Raw genomic sequence first — 21,271 nt, 5'->3', positions numbered from 1 at the left:
GATTTGTCCGTCCGGGGCGCAAGGCCGTCTTGCGTCCCGGCGCGAGGCTGGACATAAGGGCCGGACACCGCACACGCGGGCCGGCTTAGCTCAGTTGGTAGAGCGCCAGTTTTGTAAACTGGATGTCGCGGGTTCGATTCCTGCAGCCGGCACCATCTCTATGCGACCATCGGGGACATGGCCGACACAACCAACAAGCTGGGCCACAAGATCGGTGCGCGCGGCGGGAGAACCCGCCAGGCGATCCTCGACGCGACCCAACGCCTGTTGAACGAGCGGCATTACGGCGAGATCCGCGTCGCCGACCTGGCCTCGACCGCTGGTGTGTCTCCGTCGAATTTCTACACCTATTTCAAGACGGTCGAAGAACCTGTTCTGGCGCTGTGCGAGGTCGCGGCCACCGATTTCCAGGGTCTGGCGGCGCATTTCCAGGCCGATTGGCCGGGCGACAAGGCGTTCGCCATCGCGCGCGCCTTCATCCTGGACGTGATGGCGATCTGGCGAAGCCACGGCCAGGTTCTGCGGGTCGAGCACATGCTGGCGGACAATGGCGACGTGGCCTTCGTCGAGAGCCGGGTGCGCCGTCTGCGCCGCCTGCACCTGGCCATAGAACGCCGCGTGGCCCAGGCCCACGCCAGTGGCCTGCATCCCAAGGATTACAATCCGCGCCTGGCCTCCTATCAGATCGCCTCGATCGCGGAATCGACGGCGGCCAGTTTCGACCTGCTGCGCCGCGCCGACACGCCCGAAGCCATTCTGGACACGGCCGCCATCATCATCGTCAAGCTGACGACGGGGCGTTAGAGCCCCAGCGGGCCGTACAGCCAGGTCAGCCAGATCCCCACGGCTAGGAAGACGCCGAACGGCAGCTTCTCCGTCGGGCTGACCGTGCGCCGCACCACCAGCATGCCGAACACAAGGCTGAGCCCAACGGCGCAGGCCCACAGCAGCACGCTGGGCAGACCCATCCAGCCGACCCAGGCCCCCGCCCCGGCGAACAGGAACGGGTCGCCTCCGCCCAAGCCGTCGCGCTTGCGGATCGCCTGATAGAGCCAGCCGACCAGCCACAGGCCGCCGAAGCCCACCACCGCTCCGATCAGATGCGACAGGGCCAGGTCCCAGCCGATAATCGCCGCCGCCGCCAGGCCCGTCGCGACCAGAGGCCAGGTCAGGATGTCGGGCAGCCAGAAGTTCTCGCCGTCGATAATGGCGATCAGCAGCAGTTGCCAGCCCAGGACGGCGGTCACCCCGGCCATCAGCCACGAGGCGCCGCTGAGACACGCCCAGACGCCGATGGCCGCGGCGGCCAGCTCGATCAGCGGATAGCGCCGTGAAATCCGGGTCTGGCACCGCGCGCAACGGCCCCGCAGCGCCAGCCAGCTGAACAGCGGAACCAGCTCCCATGCGCGCAAAGCCTGGTCGCAGCCCCGGCATCGCGAGCGGGCGACGACGATGTCCTCGTCACGCGGCAGACGCACGCTGACGGCGGCGATGAAACTGCCGAAAATCAGGCCCAGCCCGCCCATGACGGCGGCGGCGATCACAGGGTGCATCGAGACGTCCAGACGGCGGCGAACCGCCTTGGCTTAGCCGCCCCCGAGCGCCACCGCCACATGATAGGTCACCAGCGACGCCAGATAGGCCAGACCGAACATGTAGCCGATCATGATCCAGGTCCATTTCAGCGAGTTGGTCTCGCGCCGCACCACGCCCAGGGTGGCCACGCACTGGGGCGCGAAGATGTACCAGGCCAGGAAGGACAGAGCCGTCGCCAGCGACCAATGCGAGGCCAGGGTCGAGGCCAGAAGTCCGGTCGCATTCTCCGCATCCGCGATGGCGTAGGTGGTGCCCAGCGCCGCCACCGCGACTTCGCGCGCCGCCATGCCGGGGATCAGGGCGATGACCATCTGCCAGTTGAAGCCGATGGGGGCGAAGATCGGCTCAAGCGCCCGACCCAGCATGCCGGCGAACGAATAGTCGATGGCCGGCAGGGTCGCGTTCTCGGGCGGATAGGGGAAGGTCGCCAGCACCCACAGGATGATCACAGCCGGCAGGATGATACGCCCCGCGCGGTTCAGGAAGATCTTGGCCCGGAGCCACAGGTTGAAGCCCACGCTCTTCAGGTCCGGCGTCTTGTAGGTCGGCAACTCCATCATGAAGGGCTCGACCGCGCCGCGCCAGAACACCTTGCGGATCACCAGCGAAACCAGAAGCGCGCTGACGATGCCGGCGGCGTAGAGGCCGAACATCACCAGTCCCTGCAGATTGGCGAAGCCCCAGACCGTCTCGTTGGGAATGAAGGCCGCGATGATCAGCGTATAGACCGGGATACGCGCCGAGCAGGTCATCAACGGTGCCACCAGGATGGTGGTCAGACGGTCGCGTTTGGAATCGATCACCCGCGCCGCCATCACACCGGGAATGGCGCAGGCAAAGCTGGACAACAGGGGGATGAAGGCCCGGCCGTGCAGGCCAGCCCCGCCCATGATCTTGTCCATCAGGAAGGCCGCGCGGGCCATGTAGCCGAAGTCTTCTAGGGCGATGATGAACAGGAACAAAATCAGAATCTGCGGCAGGAAGACCAGCACGCTGCCGACGCCGGAAATGATTCCGTCCACGATCAGGCTTTGCAGCAGACCGTCGGGCAGGACCGTGGCGACCAGACCGCCCAGCCAGCCGATTCCGGCCTCAATGCCGTCCATCAAAGGCGCGGCCCAACTGAACACGGCCTGGAACATGACGAACAGAAGGGTGAACAGGATGACCAGGCCGGCGACCGGATGCAGCAGGATCGAATCGATCTTGCCGGTCAGGGTGTCGGGCCGCTCGGGCGGGCGCACGCAGGCCTTCATGATACGCTCGGCTTCACGGGCGGCGGTGCGCAGTTCGGCGGCGTCGGGGCTATGCCACTGGCTTTCCGAAACGGCGGCGACGGCGGCCCGGTCTTCGATGGCCACGATCAGATCGTCGATGCCGCGCTTGCGCGTGGCGACAGTGGTGATGATCGGCACGCCCAGTTCGGCGCCCAGCTTCTCCAGATCGATCCGCAGCCCCTGACGCTGGGCGATGTCGTACATGTTCAGCGCCAGAACCATGGGCCGGCCGACCGCCTTCAACTCCAGGATCAGACGCAGGACCAGGCGCAGGTTGGTGGCGTCGGCGACGCAGACCACCACGTCGGGCGGCGTCTCTCCGGCCAGACGACCCAACACGGCGTCGCGCGTGACCTCTTCGTCCGGGCTGCGGGCGCGCAGGGAATAGGTGCCGGGCAAATCCAGCACGGACATGGTCCGGCCCGAGGCGGCGCGGATCAGGCCTTCCTTGCGCTCCACCGTGACGCCGGCGTAGTTGGCGACCTTTTGGTGGGCGCCGGTCAGGGCGTTGAACAGGGCCGTCTTGCCGCTGTTGGGATTTCCGACCAGGGCGACGCGGGCGGTCTTCAGAGCGATGTCCATCAGACCGTATCCAGCTTAATCGTCAGGCTCTCGGCCTCATGCCGACGCAGGGCCACGCGCATGTCGTCCACCTTCATGGCGATGGGGTCCTGGCCGAACAGACCTTCGTGCAGCAGTTCGATCTGTGCGCCTTCGACGAAGCCCAGTTCGAGCAGGCGGCGTTCCAGCTCGACCTCCCCTTCCTGGTGATGACAATGAGCGCCCACCTGGACGATGACGCCGCGATCGCCGCGTCGGGCCTGGCTCAGCTTGATGGTATCGGTCAATTCTACGCTCGCACGGGCGAGGCCGCTCCCCGGCGGCTCCGCGTTTCTTTGACAGTGATTATCAGGTGCGAGGGGGCCGCGTAAAGCAGGACAGCTTGACCAATTGCCGCGCCGACGCATTGCGCTATCACAGGCTGAACAGGAGCCGTCATGACCCGTTTCGCCCTCGCCGCCCCGCTTCTTCTCGCCCCCATCCTCGCCTTGGCCGCCTGTGGTCCGGGCGAACCTTCATCGACGGCGCCGGCCAAACCGGTCCACGTCCTGACGGAAACAGAGAAGGCGACGCTGCTGGCATCCCTGCCCGCCCCTTACAATTCAGGCGATTTAGAGAATGGCCGCCGCGCCTTTGCGCGCTGCCGCTCATGCCACACTATCGGCGAGGGCGGCGCGGACATGACGGGGCCGAACCTGCACGGCGTGTTCGGGCGCGAGGCCGGCGCGAGACCGCGCTATAGCTATTCCAACGCCCTGCGGAACGCCAACTTCGTCTGGGACGCCGAGAAGCTGGATCGCTGGCTGCAGAATCCGCGCGGCTTCCTGCCCGGCAACAAGATGACCTTCCCCGGCCTGCCCGACGCCACGGACCGCCGCGACGTCATCGCCTTCCTGAAGGTGGAGACGGGCTACAAGCCGCAGCCGGCGCCCGCCTCCTGATCATTCAACCTTCCGGGAGTTCCCTGGGGCCGCCTTCGCGCATTTCCTGAGCTTCCCACTCCTCGATCTTGCGGGCGGTCCATTCCGGCGACTTGGTGAAGCGGGCCAGGACGCCATAGATCACCGGCACCACGAACAGGGTCAGGACGGTGGCGAAGATGGCGCCGGTGAAGATCACCACGCCGATCGTCTGACGGCTGCCCGCCCCCGCACCCTGCCACAGCACAAGCGGCAAGGCGCCGAAGGCGGTGGCGATCGAGGTCATGATGATCGGCCGCAGACGCAGGGACGACGACTCGATAATCGCCTCCCGAATCGACCGGCCCTGGTCGCGCAGTTGGTTGGCGAACTCGACGATCAGAATGCCGTTCTTGGCCGCCACCCCGATCAGGATGATCAGGCCGATTTGGCTGTAGATGTTCAGGCTGGACCCCGCCATCAACAAGCCGAACAGGCCGCCCGCCGCCGCCAGCGGCACCGTCAGCATGATGACCGCCGGCGTGATCCAGCTTTCGAACTGGGCCGCCAGCACCAGGAAGACCAGCAGCAGCGCCAGGCCGAAGGCCGCGAGGACCGCCCCCCCCGCCTCCTGCTGGTCGCGCGCCGCGCCGCCCCACTGGGTCACGACGCCGCCTTGCGGCTGTTTGGCCGCCTCGGCCCCAAGGAATTGGATCGCGTCGTCGATGGTCGTGCCGGGGTTGAGGTCCGCTTGCAGCGAGATCGACCGTTGGCGATCCAGACGGCGACGGTCCGGCGTGTCGCCGGTGGTCTTGGTCGTCACCACCGCCGACAGCGGCACCAGCTGCCCGCCGCCGGTCGCGACGTACAGGGCCTCCAGGTCCGAGACCTCGCGCCGATTGTCGCGCTCGGTCTGCAGGATGACATCGTATTCCTGGCCGCCCTTGATGTAGGTCGTGGCGCGGCGGGATCCGAACATGGTCTCCAGCGTGCGGCCGATTGACTGGGACGACACGCCAAGCGCCGCCGCCTTCTGCGGATCGACATCGACCAGCAGGCGCGGCGAGTTCGGCTCATAGTTCAGGCGCGGGCGCGAGAAGCCGGGATTGGCCTGGGCCGCCGTCAGGATCGGCTGAAGCCAGGCGTAGATCTGCTGATAGTCGCTGCCCGTGGCGATCAGTTCGATGGAGTTGGAGTTGCCACCCCCGCGCTGGAAGGCGCCGGGGGTCGAGGCGTTGACCTGGGCGTCCGTCTGGCCGCGCAACTTGCCGTTCAGCTCCTGCGCGATCTCGGCCGCCGTCCGGTCGCGCTTGGACCAATCGGCCAGGGTCAGGACGGCGTTGCCTGAGTTGAAGCTGCCGCCGCCAAAGCCGGGCGCGGAAACCAGATAGCTGTCCGCCTCTCCGCTCGCCTTGTATTCGGCCAGCAGCGGCTCCAGCCCCAGCATGATCTTGCGGGTATAGTCGAAGCCGGCGCCCTCGGGGCCGGCGACGCGCACCGTGACCCGGCCGCGATCTTCGTCAGGCACCAGTTCGTTGGGCAGGGTCAGGAAGATGCCGCCCGCGCCCGCCGCCACCAGCAGGATCAGGGCGCCGACGCCGATCACGGCGATGCGGCGGCCCAGCATCATGTCCAGCGACCGGGCATAGGAACGTTTCAGCCGATCCATGCCCCAGTCCACCCGCCGCGCGACCCAGCCGCCGGTGTGCGCCGGCTTCAGGATCTTGGACGCCAGCATCGGCGACAGGCTGAGCGCTAGGAAGGCCGAGAAGGCCACGGCCGCTGCGATCGCCGCCGCCAGTTCGACGAACAGCCGTCCGACATAGCCCGGCAGGAACAGCAGCGGCGCGAACACCGACAGCAGGACAATGGTCGTCGCCACGACGGCGAAGAAGACCTGACGCGCACCGCGTTCCGCCGCGACCAGGGGCGGTTCGCCCAGGTCCAGACGACGCTGGATGTTCTCGACCACCACGATGGCGTCATCCACCACCAGACCGATGGCCAAAACCAGGGCCAGCAAAGTCAGAAGGTTCAGAGAAAAGCCCAACGGCGCCAGGACGATGAAGGTCGCCAAAAGGCAGATGGGCGCCACGATGGACGGGATCAGCGCCGCCCGCAGACTGCCCAGGAAGATGAAGTTGACCAGGGCCACCAGGGCCATGGAGATGCCGATGGTGATCCAGACCTCGTCGATGGCGTGCGAGGTGAAGACCGAGTTGTCCGACCCGATCTCGATGGTCACGCCTGGCGGCAGGGTCGGCCGGATCTGGTCGATCATCTCATGGACGCCGTCGGAAATGGCCAGGTCGTTGGACTGGGCCTGACGGGTCACGGCCAGGCCGATCTGATCCATGCCGTTGCCGCGGAACAGGCGACGATCCTCTTCCGGCGCTTCCTCCACGCGTGCGACGTCGCCCAGACGGGTCACATAGGTGGGCTGGCCCTGGATGATGGCCGACGAGCCGCTGCCGGTTCCGGTGGCGACGGACGCCGAGGCCGAGGCCGAGCCGCGCGTGCCGATGGGCAGTTGGCGGAAGTCGTCGGGCCGGGCGTAGGTGCGGGCGACGCGGACGGTGTAGTCCTTGTCCGTCGATTCCAGCGAGCCGGCGGGCAGTTCGACGTTCTGGTTGGTCAGGGCCGTCTCGACGTCGTTGACCGTCAACCCGCGCGCCGCCATGGCGGCGGAATCCAGCCAGACCCGCATCGAATAGCGCTGCTCGCCATAGATGTTGACCTGGGCCACGCCCGGAACCGTCGCCATCCGGTCGATCAGATAGCGGTCGGCATAATCGGTCAGTTGCAGCCGGTTCATGCTGGTCGACCGCAGGAAGACGATGATGATCGGCTGGCTGTCGGAATCGGCCTTGGCCACTTCGGGCGGATCAGCCTGATCCGGCAGGCGGCCGACCACGCGACTGACGCGGTCGCGCACGTCATTGGCGGCGTCGTCGATGTTGCGATCCAGCGAGAACTCGATGTTCACGTTCGAGCGGCCGTCGCGGCTGGTCGAGTTGATGCGCTCGACACCCTGGATGCCGGCGATCTGCTGCTCGACCGGCTCGGTGATCCGGCTTTCGATCACTTCGGCCGAGGCGCCGGCGTAGGTGGTGTTGACAGAAACGATGGGCGGATCGACGTCCGGCAGTTCACGCACCGGCAGGAAGAAGAAGGCCGCCGCGCCGATCACGCACAGCACGATGGCGGCGACGGCCGCGAAGACGGGCCGCCGGACCGAAACGTCGGACAGCATCATTGGGCGGCGCCCGACTTGCGATCTGCGCCCGCGACGCTGACCGGCGCGCCCGGCTGGATACGGTTCAGGCCCGAGCCCACGATACGGTCACCCGCCTCGATGCCCGACAGGATTTCGACGAAGCCGTTCTCGACCACGCCGGTCTCGACCTCGACACGCTGGGCGGTCGAGCCGTTCTGACCGGGCGCGATACGATAGACGAAGGCGCCGGCGCCCTCATACTGCACGGCCGATTCCGGGGCCGCCGCCGCCTGGCGCTGACCCTGCTGAACCACGACGCGAAGCAGCATGCCGGGGCGGATGCGACCGCCGGGATTGGCGAACTCGGCGCGAGCCGTGGCGGCGCGGGTGGTTTCGTTGACGCGGGTGTCGATCAGAGCGATCCGGCCCTGGAAGGGTTCGTCCCCATAGGCGTCGGCCGTCGCCGTCAACTGCGCGCCCGGCTGAAGCAGGTTCAGATAGCGTTCCGGCAGGGGGAAATCGACGCGGATGGTCGAGGTGTCGTCCAGCGTCGCGATCACCGCGCCCGGATTGATCAGGGTGCCCGGCGTCACCGTCGTCAGGCCCATGCGGCCCGCAAACGGTGCGCGGATGACGCGATCGCCGCGTCGCGCCTGAGCGGCCTCTAGCGACGCGCGGGCGGTCTCCAGACCCGTCTCGGCCTGTTCTAGCATCACCTGGGGCGCGATGCCCCGGTCGGCCAGGGCCTTGTAGCGATCATATTCGCGCTGGGCCTGATTGACGTTGGCGCGCGCCTCGATGATGGCGGCGTCTTCCTCGCGCGCCTGAAGCTCGACCAGAGGCGCGCCGGCCGACACCAGTTGGCCGTCGGTGAACAGGACGCGCGTGATCAGTTCGGTGGTCGAGGAGGTGATGTTCACCGACCGCTGTCCCCGCGCCACGCCCAGCACCCGGATCTGGTCCGAGAACTGACGCTGGGCCACCACGGCCTGCGACACCTGCTGGCCGCCGCGTCGTGCGCTGCCGGCGCCGGGTCCCTCAGCCGACTTGTCGTCTCCCATGGAGATCTTGACGATGGCGGCGATGACCATCAGCCCCAGCAGAATGGCTGCGGCGATGATGAAGAAGTGACGTTTGATCACGCGGGGGTCTCTCGGTCAGGGGGACGCCGCATGCATTACCGGGTAATGAAGTGCGCGCAATGTTACGTACCAGTAACGTGGCGGATCACATTTTCCGTCGCAGAAATCTTCCCTAAAAACGACGCCACAGCGCCAGAACCGGCCCACGGGCGATGGCGGCCTCGCGGCCTGCGACGGTTTGTCTCCATCCGGCCTGCACGCTCCAGCCGCCGAACTCGCGCACGACAGAGGTTTCCAGCGACAGCCAGCGCGACCCGCCGTCCGCCGCTCCGCCGAACGCCTGACCCAGCACCATCCAGTCGCGACCGATCCGGGCGCCCGCCGTGGCGTCGATGCGGGTCTCGTCCGGCAGGCCGTCACGCAGGCGCCGCGCGGCCTGAAGCTCGACGAACGAACCCTCCATGCCCCAGCGCGCGCCCATATCGCCCAGGGATCGGCCGACCGAAACCCGCGCCTCCCAGTCGTGATCGCCGACGCCCGGCTGGGCATAGCCGGCGTTGCGCCCCTCCCCGGCCCAGGTGTAGCCGCCGTAAAGGCTGACGGCGTTGCGGTCGTCGCGCCAGACCTGCCAGGTCGCGCCGATCTCGATGGGGCCGCGCCCGTTATAATCGACGAAGGCGTCCTCGCCGTCCTGCCAGTCGGCCTTCAACTGCAGGGTCAGCCGGTCCGATGCGCCGTATTCGGCGAACAGGCCCAGCGCCGCGTCGCGCCGCTCGCCCGGCAGGTCGCTCTCCTCGCCTGTGGCGTCGAAGCCGCTATCGGCGCTCAGCCGCTCATACTTGACGATCGCCTGTCCCTTGCCCTTGGGCTGGACCCAGGCGCCGGCGAAGGCCTGGCCGGGCGCCAGCGCACCCAGCGCCAGAGCGATCGTAGCCCCGGCGAGAGCTAGGCGTCGTAGCCCGGCGACTTGCGGTCCAGCTGGCGCAGGGCGCCCGGCCAGGCCAGGGCCGAGATGAAGCCGATGCCCCGTCCCTGTTCCTTGGTTTCCGCCTGCGCCTCGTCGGGGGCCAGCAGGATGTGCTGACGCCCGCCCGACAGGGCCGCAACCTGCTGTGCGCAGGCCCTCTCCAGAAAGAAGATGCCGATCCATGCCTGAGCCGCCGTTTCCCCGACCGCCAGCGTGCCGTGATTTCGCAGCAGCATCAGCGGTTTGTCCCCCAGGTCGGCCACCAGACGTTCGCGTTCGTCATGGTTCAGGGCCAACCCCTCGTACCCATGATACGCAACCTGATACTGTAGTAAACACGCGTTCTGGCTAATCGGCAGCAAACCTTCCGATTGGGCGGCGACACCAACCCCATTCACCGTATGCAAGTGGATGACGAACTTCGCATCGTCGCGCGCCGCGTGAACGGCCGAATGGATGGTGAAGCCCGCCGGATTGATGAAGTTGGTCGTGTCCTGGACGATGTTCCCCTCCAGATCGACCTTCACCAGCGACGAGGCCGTGATCTCGTCGAAATAGAAGCCGTAGGGGTTGATCAGAAAATGATGCTCCGGCCCCGGCACGCGCGCCGAAATATGGGTGAAGATCATATCGTCCCAGCCGTGCAGCGCGACCAGCCGATACAGGGCCGCCAGCTCGACGCGGACCTGCCATTCGGCCTCGGACACGCGGGATTTGATCGAAGGACTCGTTCCGTCCGCCATGGTTTCCTCCTGCCTCTGAACGGGCTTTGAGGAACCGTCCCCCTGCACGCCAGCGCCGTCAACCCGCGTTGACCGATGTTGACGCCACGTCATCAGGCAGGCGTTAGCTTTGCTTAACGCCGTCTTCACGACCGCGCCTTATGGTTAAGCATCGTCGTCGGTTCGGGGAGCCGCTGTGTCTGTCGTTCAATTGGAGCCGCCCCGCGACGCCTGGGACGACCGGACCGTTTCCCAACTTCTGACCTTGGCGCAAAGCCGCTCGGCGGAAGATCGCCAGCGGCTGCTGCTGAAGGTCACCTCCCTTTGTGAGGCGACGCGTCCGCCGGCCGAGGTCGGCCCGCTGCTCAGCGACATCTTCCTGACCCTGGCCGCCCAGGCCGAGCGGGACATCCGGCTGGCTCTGTCCGAACGAATCGCCGGCGTCGACTGGGCGCCGCCCGCCCTGATCAACATGCTGGCGCTGGACGAGATCGAGATCGCCCGGCCGGTCATCACCTCCAGCCCCCTGCTGAAGGACACCGACCTGATCCGGCTGCTGATCGAGGCGACGCTGGAGCATCAGATCGCGGTGGCGCGACGGCCCCAACTGTCTCGGCCCGTATCGGACACCATCATCGACCGCGGCGAAGCGGTGACCATGACGGCACTGGCGTCGAACCGGTCGGCGGATATCAGCGAAGAGGCCATGCGCAAGCTGGTGGAGCATTCGCGTCGCATCGCCGGTCTGCGCGCCCCGCTGACGCGGCATCCCCGACTGAACGAACAACTGGCCCAGCAGCTGTATCAATGGGTCGGCCAGGCCTTGCGCCAGTCGATCGGCGAACGGTTCCGCATCGACGACGCCCAGCTGAACGCCGCCGTCCAGCAGGCCGCCGCAAAGGCCGTGGGCAGCCCCGAATGGCGCACCGCGCCGACCAGCCGGCTGGTCGAGGATCGCGAACGCTCTGACATGGAACGCCGCCTGGTGGACAAGCTGCAGGCCGCCGGCCAACTGCGTCCCGGTCTGCTCGTCCGCGCCTTGCGGGAACAGCGGTTCGAACTGTTCGAACAGGCGCTCGCGGCCCTGGGCGGTTTCAGCGACGCCCAGGTGCATCACGCCGTGCGGGCGCCCACCGCCGAACCGCTCTATCTGGCCTGCATAGCCGTAGGTGTGGACAAGGCGGTCTTCGCCTCCCTGCTGGTCGAGGTGCGCAAGCTGTCGGGCGGAATGCCTGCCGACGGCGGCTGGACCGCAACGCCGATGAACACCCATTCCGCCTCGCGCGCCTTCCGTCAGATGATGGAAAAGCCCTCGATCGTTTGACTTCGCAGTCAAGCTCGGTTCACGTCCCGCCGTGACCCAGTCCAGCCTCCCCCCCACTCCCACGCCGCCCTCTCTGGCCTTCGTCGCCAGCGACCGACCGGAAGCGCAAGCGGCGCGCAAGGCCCTGATCGCGCGTTATGGCGCCGTGTCCGAGCTGGAGGCCGACGTGATCGTCGCCTTGGGCGGCGACGGTCAGATGCTGGAGACGCTGCACGCCAACCTGCGCCAGCGCACGCCCGTCTATGGCATGAACCGCGGCTCAGTCGGCTTCCTGATGAACGACTACGAGGAAGAGGGCCTGCAGGAGCGAATCGCCGCCGCCGAACGCACCGTCATCCATCCGCTGCAGATGGACGCCTGGACCGAGAGCGGCGAGGTCCATACCGGCCTTGCCATCAACGAGGTCTCGCTTCTGCGCCAGACGCGCCAGACGGCAAAGCTGCGGATCACGGTCGACGACCGCGTGCGGCTGGAAGAACTGTCCTGCGACGGCTGCCTGGTGGCGACGCCGGCCGGATCGACCGCCTATAATCTGTCGGCGCACGGGCCGATCATTCCGCTGGACGCCCGCATCCTGGCCCTGACGCCGATCAGCGCGTTTCGGCCCCGGCGCTGGCGCGGCGCCCTGTTGTCGCATGGCGCCAAGGTGCGGTTCGAGGTGCTGGAGGCCGACAAGCGGCCCGTCTCGGCCACCGCCGACAACTTCGAAGTTCGGCGCGTCGCTCGTGTCGAGGTGCGCGAACGTCGCGACCTCACCCTGACCATGCTGTTCGACGCCGGACGCTCGTTCGACGAACGCGTGATGGCCGAACAGTTCGCCAACTGATCCGGTCATGGGTTCTTAAGTCCGATCCCGTAAGTTTGCATCAAAGTCCTATGGAGCCCGCCATGAGCAATCCGGCGCAGATCACCCCCCCGACCAACGCCCTGCGCATGAAGGTCGGCGGCGGTTTCGGCATCAATGCAGACGCCATCGCCCGCGCCGAAGAGGCGCTGAAGGCCATGTCGGCCCAGTTCGGCCAGTGGCTGAACGACGAGATCGTCAAGCTGGACAAGGCCCAGGCCGACATCCGCGAACAGGGCTATAACTCGACCACCGCCGAAGCCCTGTATTTTCGCGCCCACGACCTGAAGGGTCTGGGCACGACCTACGAATATCCGCTGGTGACGCGCATCGCCGGTTCGCTGTGCAAGATGCTGGACGACGCCGACCGCCGTATGGCCGCGCCGGTCGCCGTGCTTGACGCCCATATCGACGCCATCCGCGCCGTGGTCCGCGACCAGATCAAGACGGACGAACACCCCACCGGCCGCGCCCTGGCCGAAACCCTGGAAGCACGCGTCGCAGACTATCTCGCAGGCTGAAACGTCCCCCTCAGCCATGATGCGAAAGGCCCGCCGTCTGGCGGGCCTTTTCTTTTAGGCGGCGTTGGCGGCGCTAAGGCTCAGCGACGGCGACTGGTCCAGCCGCTCCATCAGATAGGCCAGGTCGTCGCGCAGCACATTCGGCCTCTGGGTCAGGAACCGTTCCAGCATCTGCTCTCGGAAATAGGCGCTGGACGTGTCGATCCCCTCGGACGCCAGCGTCCTCCAGGTATCGACCCCGGCGCGGAAGGCCTGAAACAGGCGCGGCGGCAGGCCCGCCCGATCATAGATGGCCTTCAGCCCCAGCGGTCCCGCGTCATGCACCATCAGCCAGGCGCGGTGATGCGGCGTATTGGCCAGTTCGGCCAGGCCATGTTCGAACATCGCCATCTGACCGCGCGCCAGGCCGCGCAACAGCAGCGAGGCGTTCAGGACGCGACGCGCGTTCAGATGGGTCATGAAGGCGGCCAGATCCGCACTGACGGCGGCCTGATCGACCAGATCGACCGTCGTACGCTCGCGCGCATACTGGGCCAGACGGATGGCGGTTTCCGGCGCGACGGCGTGGCGGCTGATCAGATGCTCGCGCACCGCATCGCTGGCCAGCTGGATCAGGCGCTCGGTCACGCTCAGCGGCAGAACCTGGCGATAGGCCAAGGCGGTCAGCACCTCTGGCGCCTCGGCGAAGCGATCGACCACAGCCGCCAGGGCGGCTTCCGACAGATCGGCGTTGTCGTTGGCCGACACGGTGCGCACCGCCTGTTCGCAACCTTCCTCGGCCAGCACGGTCGCGACATCGCGCGACACACGCGACCGCCCCGCCACCGCGACCTGACGCACCACCGATCCGGCGCGCACGATCTCGATCAGGTCTTCGTCGCTGAAGGCCGGAGACGAGGCGATGATCGGCAGGGCGATGCTGTCCAGATCGCCGGCCAGCTTGCGCGCCACGTCGTTGGGGATCAGGTCCGACGCTTTCAGCGTGACGGCCATGGCGCGTCGCACCAGTTCGGCCGCGTCGTTGGCCAGCAGACGAAGAATCTTCTGCGCCGCCGCCCGGTCGTCCTCGTTCAGATCGGCGCGTTCCATGTTGCGGCACAGCTTGTGCGCCGCCTCGGCCCGTTCATCGTCGTCCGTCGCCTTGATGAGGCGTCGAATGTCCACTTCTGTCAGGCGTGCGCGGAAGGCGGTCATGGACGGCTCGTCATGGAATCGGGCGTTGATCCCAGAATGAGACTGCCATGCTTAACGGGCAGTTTACCATCGGTTGCCAAGTGACGACTCAGGTCGATTGTTTGCCATTTGGCGAGAAAGCGCCGCCGAAGCCGTTGCTGGACGATCCGTCTTGGCCAAGCAGCAAGGCCAGCAGCCCTTGGTCCTGCTTCAACCGGTCCATCCGCGCCGCCAGCATCTGATCCTTGTCGCTCAGATTCGGGACGGCGTATTTGGTTTCGCCCGTCCCGGCCGCCGGGGCGCCCTCGCCTGCCGTGCGCTGTAGATTGGCGTGAACCTCGGCAACGGTGGCGGCGCGGCCGCTCCGGTAAAATATGCTGCGATTGGCCCGCGCGGCGTCGGGGAACAGGGCCACGGCGCTGGCGCCCGGATTGCGATCCATCGCCTGCATCAGGCCCGCCGCTCCCGCCGGCCCCAGGAAGTGGGCGGCATACAGATCGCCTGCCCCCGGCTCCTTGCCCGTGCGTCCCCGCAGATAGGCCGCATTCGAGGCCGTCAGTTCGGCCGCCATGGTCGAGGCGGCATGTGGATCGAACCTCAGGTCCAGCACCACATTGCGCGCCGAACCCTCCACCCGCCAGCGCCCGTCCGATCCACGATGGATCAGGTCGGCGTACTGGCCATAGCCGTGCTGGGCGCCGTGTTGCTTGACGGTGCCGAGCCAGGTCTGCTCGATGAATTGGAACAGGCCGGCCGCCGAAGAGGTCGGCGCCTTGGCGGACGGGTTCATCGCGCTCTCGCGACGCGCCGTCTTGATCAGGAAGTCGTAGTCCACGCCCACGGCGTTCGACGCGCGCCGAATGGCCGCTTCTACCCCGCCTGCCGATGGAATCGCTCCGATGCCCATGTGCGGATGGTCGGCGAACGTAGTTAACCAACCCTTAATTCTTAACGCCGCCGTTAACGGATCGACATTGGTCGAACCCCCAAGCCTCTGCCGTAAAGCCGCCACAACCTGCGCGCTCAACTTGCAGTTACGGGCGCTGCGGGGGCGGTGAACGAGGGAGTGAAGCCATGATGATCCGTGCCGCCGGTGGACCCGGTTTGATCAGCCCCATCGACTTCGGGGAACGCAAGAAACCCATCCCGCGCTGGATGCTGGGCGCCATCGGCGTTTCGGTCGTCCTGCACGTCGCGGCGGGTGTGGTGCTGTATAATCAGCGGTTCGAGTTGAGCGGCACAGCCGACCCGATCCCTGACTCACCCATATTCAGGGTCACAATGGACAAGCCGCCTCAGCCGAAGCCCTTGCCAACGCCCGAGACGGCTGCTCCGCCGACACCGATCCACAAGCCGGCGCTGACGGTGCCCGCCAATGTGCCGACGCTCGCGCTGACACCGCCGGAAAACCCGACCAATACAGCCCCGCCCGGACAGATCGTCGTCAGCACGGCCCCCACCGGCGTCGAAGGCGGTACGGCCACGGTCGAGACCCCGCCCCGCCCGCCCTCGGTGATCAACAATCCGACCTGGGCCAGCCGCCCGTCGCCGGCGCAGATGGCGCGCGCCTATCCAACCCGCGCGGCGGAAAACGGCACGCCGGGCTCGGCCAACCTCAGCTGCATCGTGGGTGTCAACGGCGGTCTGACCGGCTGCCGCGTCGTGGGCGAGACCCCCAGCGGCCAAGGCTTCGGCCGCGCCGCCCAGGGTCTGACGCGCGCCTTCCGCATGAACCCGCGCACCGTGGACGGCCGCCCCGTCGACGGCGCCACGGTCAACTTCACCGTCCGCTTCGCAATGGCGAGCTAGAACCGATCAGGATCGAGGGCGCGGGCTTCCATCGAGGCCGCCCGCCTCTCGATCGCATCGGCGACGACCGCACCGACCAGCGGGCCCAACAGCCAACCGTTGCGACGCGGCGCCAGGGCCATGAACAACCCTTGCTCGCCCGGCGCAGCGCCTGCCAGCGGCAGGCCGTCCGCGCTCGCGCCGCGCACGCCTGCCCGCCAGTCGATGTCCAGCGGTTCTGGCATCCGATCCAGCACGCGCCAGGCCGCCTGGGTCAGACGTTTTGACGTCTCAGCATCCGGCGCGGCGTCTCGCTGCCCCGGCTCCATCGTCGCACCGATCACCGCCCCCGAGGCCATCGGCGCGACATAGGCCCCTGGCCCGCGCACGACATGATCCACCAGATCTCGGGCAGCAACGCCGATCTGTCCCCGGATCGGCTGGATGGCGTCGATCAGAACCCGCGCGAGCTCAGGCAAACCCGCGACGGCCTCGCTTGCGCCCGTCGCCAGCACCACCTCCTCGGCATCCAGCACCTTGTCGCCGAAAGAGACCCGCCAGCCATGATCAGTGCGCGCAATCCCCGTCACCCGCCCCATAATGACGGCCTCGCCCAGCGCCTGCCTCAGCGCCGCCAGCGCCTGTGCAGGATCGACCTGATAATCCTCGTTGGTCGTGACACGGTCGCCCTCGCGCCGCGCGTCGAAGCCCAGCGCGCGCAGTCGCGTCTCGATCCCGTCCACATCGCCGCCCCGCCACTCGGCTGGTCGATGCGCCAGAACGATCCCCGCCGCCGCGGCGAATGCAGGCCACAGGTCGCGCCCCGCCCGGAACAGCCGGGCATGATCGGGCGACACGTCGTCGATGGCCGATTCCATCGCCGGCGCGATCATCCCCGCAGCGACCTGGGAGGCATTCACCTCCCCCGGATCGACCACAATCACCGCCCGACCCCGCCGATGCAGTTCGAACGCGGTGCAAAGGCCAAGCACGCCGGCGCCGACGATCACGATGGGAGGGCAAGACATCACGGGCCGTGTGATCGACCCGCGACGCCCCTATTGCAAGATGGCTTCAGCCTATTCCGCCGCCATCGAGGCCGCGCCTGCATCTTCCAGGCGCGCGACCAAGGCCGCGTGCTGGTCCCACAGGGGGGTGGGCAGACGCTCGCCGAACTGGCGATAGAAGTCCGGGATAAGCGCCGCTTCCTCGGCCCAGACGCCGGCATCCACATCTAGCAGGATAGACAACTGCGCCGGCGTCAGATCCAGACCCGACAGGTCCAGGGCTGCAACGGACGGCACCCGCCCCACCGCCGTCTCCACCGCTTCGGCCTCGCCGTCGATCCGCTCGCTGATCCATTTCAAAACACGAACGTTGTCGCCGAATCCGGGCCAGACGAACCGCCCGTCCTGATCCTTCCTGAACCAGTTGACGAAGAAGATGCGCGGCAGTTTCGACGCGTCGTGCCCCTGCCCCATCTTCAGCCAGTGGGCGAAGTAATCACCCATGTTGTAGCCGCAGAAGGGCAGCATGGCGAAGGGATCGCGGCGCAGCTCCCCGACCTTGTTCTCGGCCGCCGCCGTGCCTTCGGACGCCACGGTCGAGCCCATGAAGACCCCGTGCTCCCAGTCGAACGCCTCGGTCACCAGAGGCACGGCGCTGGCCCGCCGGCCGCCGAACAGGATGGCGTCGATCGGCACGCCCCTGGGATCTTCCCATTCCGGCGCGATGGCCGGGCACTGGCTGGCGGGCGCGGCGAAGCGGGCGTTGGGATGCGCCGCCGGTTCACCGGATGCCGGATCGTGCGGCTGGCTCTTCCAGTTCGTCAGGTCCTGCGGAACCTCCTTGGTCAGCCCCTCCCACCACACGTCGCTGTCCTGCGTCAGGGCCGTGTTGGTGAATATGGTGTTGGTCGCCAGGGTCTCCAGCGCATTGTGGTTGGTGTTGCGGCTGGTGCCCGGCGCGACACCGAAGAAGCCGGCCTCGGGGTTCACGGCATACAGCCGCCCGTCGTCGCCGAACCGCATCCAGGCGATGTCGTCGCCGATGGTCTCGGCCTTCCAGCCCGGCAGGCTGGGTTGCAGCATGGCCAGGTTCGTCTTGCCGCAGGCGCTCGGGAAGGCAGCGGCGACATATTTCACCCGGCCCTTCGGATCGGTCAGCTTCAGGATCAGCATATGCTCGGCCAGCCACCCCTCATCCCGGGCCATGATCGAGGCGATGCGCAGGGCGTAGCATTTCTTGCCCAGCAGGGCGTTGCCGCCATAGCCCGAGCCGTAGGACCAGATTTCCCGCGTTTCGGGGAAATGCACGATCCACTTGTCGTCGTTGCAGGGCCAGGGCACGTCGGCCTGCCCTTCGACCAACGGCGCGCCCAGCGTATGGACGGCCGGCACGAACACACCCGTGTCGCCCAACTGGTCCAGGGCCGGCTTGCCCATGCGGGTCATCACCCCCATCGACAGGGCGACATAGCCGCTGTCGGTGATCTCCACACCCAGGGCGCTGATGGCCGATCCCAACGGCCCCATGCAGAAGGGCACGACATACATCGTCCGCCCCGCCATGCAGCCGTCGAACAGCCCGTCCAGGCGCTCGCGCATCTGGATCGGATCGGCCCAGTTGTTGGTTGGACCGGCGTCGGCCTCGTCATCCGAGCAGATGAAGGTCCGGCTCTCGACCCGCGCCACGTCGCGGGGATCGGACGCGGCGTAATAGCAACCCGGCCGCTTGTCCTGATCCAGCGCCTTCAGCGTGCCCTTGGCCAGCAGGTCGGCGGTAATGGCCGCCTTCTCCTCTTGCGACCCGTCGCACCAGTGGACGCGGGCGGGCTGGGTCAGGGCGGCGATCTGCTCGACCCAGGCGACGAGGCCGGCATGGGCGGTCGGCGCCGGATGGAGTCCGGGCGTGGTGGAAATAGACAAGGGCGTCTCCTGAGCGAACAGGCCCGACGATCTGACGCCGTCGTGACCTTCAGCACGCGACGATCACGCACTGTTACAGCCGAAATGCTCCGGTCTATCCACCACGTCAAACCGTGCAAGAAAGCGCCGCTGTCCACCGGTGTCGTCGGCAAAAGATCGCAGGTGTCAGGGGCGCGCGTGGACGCTAGAAGGGCGTGTGCAAACGCTGGATTCCATCTCCGCCCTGCCCGACGGGGCTCTCAGTTCGCCCGCTGCGCGGCGCAATGCGGAGGCGATTCTTAGCGTGCTCCGCGCCCATCTGCCGGCGCGAGGATCGGTGATGGAGATCGCTTCGGGATCGGGCGAACACGCAACCGCCTTCGCCGCCGCGATGCCCGGCCTGAACTGGACGCCCAGCGACCCCAGCGAACAGGCGCGAGACAGCATCGCCGCCTGGACGCACCAACTCGCGCTGGCGAACCTGAACCCGCCGCTGGCGCTCGACGCGGCCGATCCGGCGACGTGGCCGCAGGGGCCAGTCGATGCGATCTATTGTGCGAACATGACGCACATCAGCCCCTGGTCGGCGACCGAGGGGCTGATGGATCAAGCCGGTCGCGTCCTGCGACGCCCGGGCGGTCTGCTGGCGCTCTACGGCCCCTATCGCGAGGCCGAAGTCGAGTTGGCGGCGTCGAACGCCGCCTTCGACGACAGTCTGAAGGCGCGAAACGCTGAATGGGGTCTGCGCGACCGCGAAACAGTCGCGGCCCTGGCCCGCTCGCATGGCCTTGCGGCCACGCTGCGGGTTCAGATGCCGGCGAACAACCTCATCCTGCTGTTCCGCGCCGTCTGATCAGGCGATCGCGCCGACGATCTTGGACAGTGCGCCGTTGTCGCTCAGCAGGGTCACGGCGCCGTCCTTGAACACCGCGCCATCCGCCTCGGCCGATACGCCGAAGCTTTCCGCCGCCAAGGCCACGCCATCAGCGAAGGCGATGACCGTGAGTGCGTTGGCGCGCGCCAAGTCGAGCAGCGATTTGATCGCCGCCAGAGACGCGTCGTCGGTCGAACCGCCCGGCACGACCAGACCCTTCAGCCGACCCTCGACGATGTCCTTGGCCGTCGCGGTGGCCAGCACGGTCACGCCGCCGGTGATCAGGCTGGCGTCGCCCGTCGAGATCGGGGCCAGGCCCACGCCTTCGGCCCGCAACGCACCCTCCACGTCGCCCAGCTCGCCGAACTCCATGTCACGCCGCATCACCAGCCCCATGCGCAGACGGGTCGGGACGGGACGGTTGTAACCGGTGCGACGGGGGCCTGCGGAAGATTTGTTTTGAGCGAACAAGACGTCTCCTTGGTATGTTTCAATACTGATCCAGATCCGACAAGCGACGCTGTCGAACCGCCCACGCCAATGATCAGAAAAAAGAAAATCGACGGGTCCGACGCCTGTCGTCCCGCACTCTGGATCATTTGTGGAATGCAGTCAGATATAGTGGCGATCGCGTCAGGATCAACCTGCCAATTCCAACAGACTGGCCTTCCTGATCCTGAAAACCGCGTCCGGCTTGCTCGCGCCCTCGCCCGGCTCTAGACAGCCACATCGACTGGACGACGGAATCGCATGGCCTTCACCCGCACCTATGACGGCGACGAACCCGTTCGCGTGAACAAGTGGCTGGGCCAGACCGGCGTCTGTTCCCGGCGCGAGGCCGACACCCTGATCGCCAACGGCCTGGTGTCCATCGACGGCGAGACCATCAGCGATGCGGGCCGCAAGATTCAGCCGGGAGAGACCCTGACCCTGAACGACACGGCCCAAGCGGCCCTGGCGTCGGGCATGACCCTGGTGCTGCACAAGCCGGTCGGTTACGTCTCGGGCCAGCCCGATCCCGGCAAGATCCCCGCCGTGCGCCTGCTGACGAAGCCCAACCGTATCGGCGAGGGCGAGATTCCCGCCCGCGACGCCTCCCTGCCCCCCATTGGCCGGCTGGACGAGGATTCGCGCGGCCTGTTGCTGCTGTCGTCCGACGGCGTCGTCGCCAAGGCGGTGATCGGCCCTGCGTCAGAGCTGGACAAGGAATATCTGGTCGTCGTCGACGGCTTGATCACCGAGGGCAAGCTCAGCCGCCTGCGGCACGGCATGGAACTGAACGACAAGCCGCTCAAGCCCGCCCGCGTGACCCAGATTGGGCCGCAGCGAATGCGGTTCATCCTGGACGAGGGCAAGTATCGCCAGATCCGCCGCATGTGCGACCTGGTCGGGCTGGAGGTCGTGGACCTGTACCGCACCCGCATCGGCCCGTTGGAGCTGGGCGACCTGCCGGAAGGCCGCTGGCGTCACCTGACGAACGAAGAGCGCGCGATGCTCATCGCCCACTCCGCATCCTGAGT

The 21,271-nt window shown here is 67.2% G+C and carries 20 protein-coding genes and 1 tRNA gene; 9 read left to right on the top strand and 12 right to left on the bottom strand.

All coding sequences use genetic code 11. From position 1 onward, the window contains the following. Positions 1-79 precede the first annotated feature (79 nt). Together ACQY72_RS00395 and ACQY72_RS00390 are read left to right on the top strand one after the other, a co-directional pair. A tRNA-Thr gene (locus ACQY72_RS00395) sits at positions 80-155 on the top strand. A gap of 22 nt (positions 156-177) precedes the next feature. Further along, positions 178-804 carry a TetR/AcrR family transcriptional regulator gene (locus ACQY72_RS00390; protein WP_428154948.1) on the top strand — a complete coding sequence of 209 codons (627 nt, stop codon included), beginning with the start codon at positions 178-180 and terminating at the stop codon, positions 802-804. On the opposite strand, the gene ACQY72_RS00385 is transcribed toward ACQY72_RS00390, so the two are convergent. Genes ACQY72_RS00385 through ACQY72_RS00375 form a run of 3 tightly spaced genes read right to left on the bottom strand, consistent with a single transcriptional unit; the run spans position 801 to position 3,721 of the window. Further along, positions 801-1,553 carry a prepilin peptidase gene (locus ACQY72_RS00385; protein ID WP_428154946.1) on the bottom strand — a complete coding sequence of 251 codons (753 nt, stop codon included), beginning with the start codon at positions 1,551-1,553 and terminating at the stop codon, positions 801-803. The genes ACQY72_RS00390 and ACQY72_RS00385 overlap by 4 nt on opposite strands. Before the next feature lie 33 nt (positions 1,554-1,586). Further along, positions 1,587-3,455 carry a ferrous iron transporter B gene (gene feoB, locus ACQY72_RS00380; protein WP_428154945.1) on the bottom strand — a complete coding sequence of 623 codons (1,869 nt, stop codon included), beginning with the start codon at positions 3,453-3,455 and terminating at the stop codon, positions 1,587-1,589. Beyond that, positions 3,455-3,721, bottom strand: a complete 267-nt coding sequence (locus tag ACQY72_RS00375; protein WP_428154943.1) for a FeoA family protein — start codon at positions 3,719-3,721, stop codon at positions 3,455-3,457. Before ACQY72_RS00375 ends, feoB begins: the two co-directional genes overlap by 1 nt. 150 nt (positions 3,722-3,871) lie before the next feature. Between ACQY72_RS00375 and ACQY72_RS00370 the strand changes: the two genes are divergently transcribed. Beyond that, a complete protein-coding gene (locus tag ACQY72_RS00370) occupies positions 3,872-4,375 on the top strand; it encodes a c-type cytochrome (RefSeq protein WP_428154941.1) in 504 nt (167 codons plus the stop codon). Between the two features lie 4 nt (positions 4,376-4,379). On the opposite strand, the gene ACQY72_RS00365 is transcribed toward ACQY72_RS00370, so the two are convergent. From ACQY72_RS00365 to ACQY72_RS00350, 4 genes are all read right to left on the bottom strand, one after another. Beyond that, positions 4,380-7,586 (bottom strand): efflux RND transporter permease subunit, encoded by a 3,207-nt coding sequence (locus ACQY72_RS00365; RefSeq protein ID WP_428156728.1) that lies wholly within the window; start codon positions 7,584-7,586, stop codon positions 4,380-4,382. Next, positions 7,586-8,692 carry an efflux RND transporter periplasmic adaptor subunit gene (locus ACQY72_RS00360; RefSeq protein WP_428154940.1) on the bottom strand — a complete coding sequence of 369 codons (1,107 nt, stop codon included), beginning with the start codon at positions 8,690-8,692 and terminating at the stop codon, positions 7,586-7,588. Before ACQY72_RS00360 ends, ACQY72_RS00365 begins: the two co-directional genes overlap by 1 nt. 112 nt (positions 8,693-8,804) lie before the next feature. Further along, a complete protein-coding gene (locus tag ACQY72_RS00355; protein ID WP_428156727.1) occupies positions 8,805-9,539 on the bottom strand; it encodes a hypothetical protein in 735 nt (244 codons plus the stop codon). Between the two features lie 38 nt (positions 9,540-9,577). Next, positions 9,578-10,342, bottom strand: coding sequence for a class II aldolase/adducin family protein (locus ACQY72_RS00350; protein WP_428154939.1), 765 nt, complete (start codon positions 10,340-10,342; stop codon positions 9,578-9,580). A gap of 175 nt (positions 10,343-10,517) precedes the next feature. Here ACQY72_RS00350 and ACQY72_RS00345 point away from each other — a divergent pair, with 175 nt between their 5' ends. The 3 genes from ACQY72_RS00345 to ACQY72_RS00335 all read left to right on the top strand — a co-directional run bounded on the left by ACQY72_RS00345 (position 10,518) and on the right by ACQY72_RS00335 (position 13,010). Then, complete coding sequence (locus ACQY72_RS00345) at positions 10,518-11,645, top strand: DUF2336 domain-containing protein (RefSeq protein ID WP_428154937.1); 1,128 nt, start codon at positions 10,518-10,520, stop codon at positions 11,643-11,645. 31 nt (positions 11,646-11,676) lie between these two features. Continuing rightward, positions 11,677-12,471 carry an NAD kinase gene (locus ACQY72_RS00340; RefSeq protein WP_428154935.1) on the top strand — a complete coding sequence of 265 codons (795 nt, stop codon included), beginning with the start codon at positions 11,677-11,679 and terminating at the stop codon, positions 12,469-12,471. Between the two features lie 62 nt (positions 12,472-12,533). Further along, positions 12,534-13,010, top strand: a complete 477-nt coding sequence (locus ACQY72_RS00335) for an Hpt domain-containing protein (RefSeq protein WP_428154934.1) — start codon at positions 12,534-12,536, stop codon at positions 13,008-13,010. Between the two features lie 54 nt (positions 13,011-13,064). On the opposite strand, the gene ACQY72_RS00330 is transcribed toward ACQY72_RS00335, so the two are convergent. Then, on the bottom strand, positions 13,065-14,204 hold the full coding sequence (locus ACQY72_RS00330; RefSeq protein ID WP_428154932.1) for a DUF2336 domain-containing protein: 1,140 nt from the start codon (positions 14,202-14,204) through the stop codon (positions 13,065-13,067). 88 nt (positions 14,205-14,292) lie between these two features. Continuing rightward, positions 14,293-15,090, bottom strand: coding sequence for a transglycosylase SLT domain-containing protein (locus ACQY72_RS00325; protein WP_428154930.1), 798 nt, complete (start codon positions 15,088-15,090; stop codon positions 14,293-14,295). A gap of 167 nt (positions 15,091-15,257) precedes the next feature. Between ACQY72_RS00325 and ACQY72_RS00320 the strand changes: the two genes are divergently transcribed. Continuing rightward, the gene (locus ACQY72_RS00320; protein WP_428154929.1) at positions 15,258-15,992 is read left to right on the top strand and encodes a TonB family protein; all 735 of its coding nucleotides are present in this window, start codon (positions 15,258-15,260) and stop codon (positions 15,990-15,992) included. Here ACQY72_RS00320 and ACQY72_RS00315 read toward each other — a convergent pair. Next, positions 15,989-16,999, bottom strand: a complete 1,011-nt coding sequence (locus ACQY72_RS00315; RefSeq protein WP_428154927.1) for an NAD(P)/FAD-dependent oxidoreductase — start codon at positions 16,997-16,999, stop codon at positions 15,989-15,991. The genes ACQY72_RS00320 and ACQY72_RS00315 overlap by 4 nt on opposite strands. A 51-nt stretch (positions 17,000-17,050) precedes the next feature. Continuing rightward, positions 17,051-18,898, bottom strand: a complete 1,848-nt coding sequence (locus tag ACQY72_RS00310) for a phosphoenolpyruvate carboxykinase (GTP) (RefSeq protein ID WP_428154925.1) — start codon at positions 18,896-18,898, stop codon at positions 17,051-17,053. Between the two features lie 196 nt (positions 18,899-19,094). Here ACQY72_RS00310 and ACQY72_RS00305 point away from each other — a divergent pair, with 196 nt between their 5' ends. Then, positions 19,095-19,730, top strand: a complete 636-nt coding sequence (locus ACQY72_RS00305; RefSeq protein WP_428154923.1) for a DUF938 domain-containing protein — start codon at positions 19,095-19,097, stop codon at positions 19,728-19,730. On the opposite strand, the gene ACQY72_RS00300 is transcribed toward ACQY72_RS00305, so the two are convergent. Further along, entirely contained in the window at positions 19,731-20,222 is a 492-nt protein-coding gene (locus tag ACQY72_RS00300; RefSeq protein ID WP_428154921.1) for a hypothetical protein, read from the bottom strand. It lies immediately after the preceding gene. A 279-nt stretch (positions 20,223-20,501) separates the two neighbouring features. Between ACQY72_RS00300 and ACQY72_RS00295 the strand changes: the two genes are divergently transcribed. Then, a complete protein-coding gene (locus ACQY72_RS00295) occupies positions 20,502-21,269 on the top strand; it encodes a pseudouridine synthase (protein WP_428154919.1) in 768 nt (255 codons plus the stop codon). Positions 21,270-21,271 lie beyond the last annotated feature (2 nt).

This window comes from Brevundimonas sp., from assembly GCF_965279155.1.
Classification (GTDB): Bacteria; Pseudomonadota; Alphaproteobacteria; order Caulobacterales; family Caulobacteraceae; genus Brevundimonas.
This window is presented reverse-complemented; position numbering and strand designations above follow the sequence as displayed.

Coding starts and splice junctions, on each gene's coding strand:
- ACQY72_RS00390 (WP_428154948.1), top strand. CDS start 178: ATGGCCGACACAACCAACAAGCTGGGCCACAAGATCGGTGCGCGCGGC.
- ACQY72_RS00385 (WP_428154946.1), bottom strand. CDS start 1,553: ATGCACCCTGTGATCGCCGCCGCCGTCATGGGCGGGCTGGGCCTGATT.
- feoB (WP_428154945.1), bottom strand. CDS start 3,455: ATGGACATCGCTCTGAAGACCGCCCGCGTCGCCCTGGTCGGAAATCCC.
- ACQY72_RS00370 (WP_428154941.1), top strand. CDS start 3,872: ATGACCCGTTTCGCCCTCGCCGCCCCGCTTCTTCTCGCCCCCATCCTC.
- ACQY72_RS00365 (WP_428156728.1), bottom strand. CDS start 7,586: ATGCTGTCCGACGTTTCGGTCCGGCGGCCCGTCTTCGCGGCCGTCGCC.
- ACQY72_RS00350 (WP_428154939.1), bottom strand. CDS start 10,342: ATGGCGGACGGAACGAGTCCTTCGATCAAATCCCGCGTGTCCGAGGCC.
- ACQY72_RS00335 (WP_428154934.1), top strand. CDS start 12,534: ATGAGCAATCCGGCGCAGATCACCCCCCCGACCAACGCCCTGCGCATG.
- ACQY72_RS00330 (WP_428154932.1), bottom strand. CDS start 14,204: ATGACCGCCTTCCGCGCACGCCTGACAGAAGTGGACATTCGACGCCTC.
- ACQY72_RS00325 (WP_428154930.1), bottom strand. CDS start 15,090: ATGGGCATCGGAGCGATTCCATCGGCAGGCGGGGTAGAAGCGGCCATT.
- ACQY72_RS00320 (WP_428154929.1), top strand. CDS start 15,258: ATGATGATCCGTGCCGCCGGTGGACCCGGTTTGATCAGCCCCATCGAC.
- ACQY72_RS00315 (WP_428154927.1), bottom strand. CDS start 16,999: ATGTCTTGCCCTCCCATCGTGATCGTCGGCGCCGGCGTGCTTGGCCTT.
- ACQY72_RS00295 (WP_428154919.1), top strand. CDS start 20,502: ATGGCCTTCACCCGCACCTATGACGGCGACGAACCCGTTCGCGTGAAC.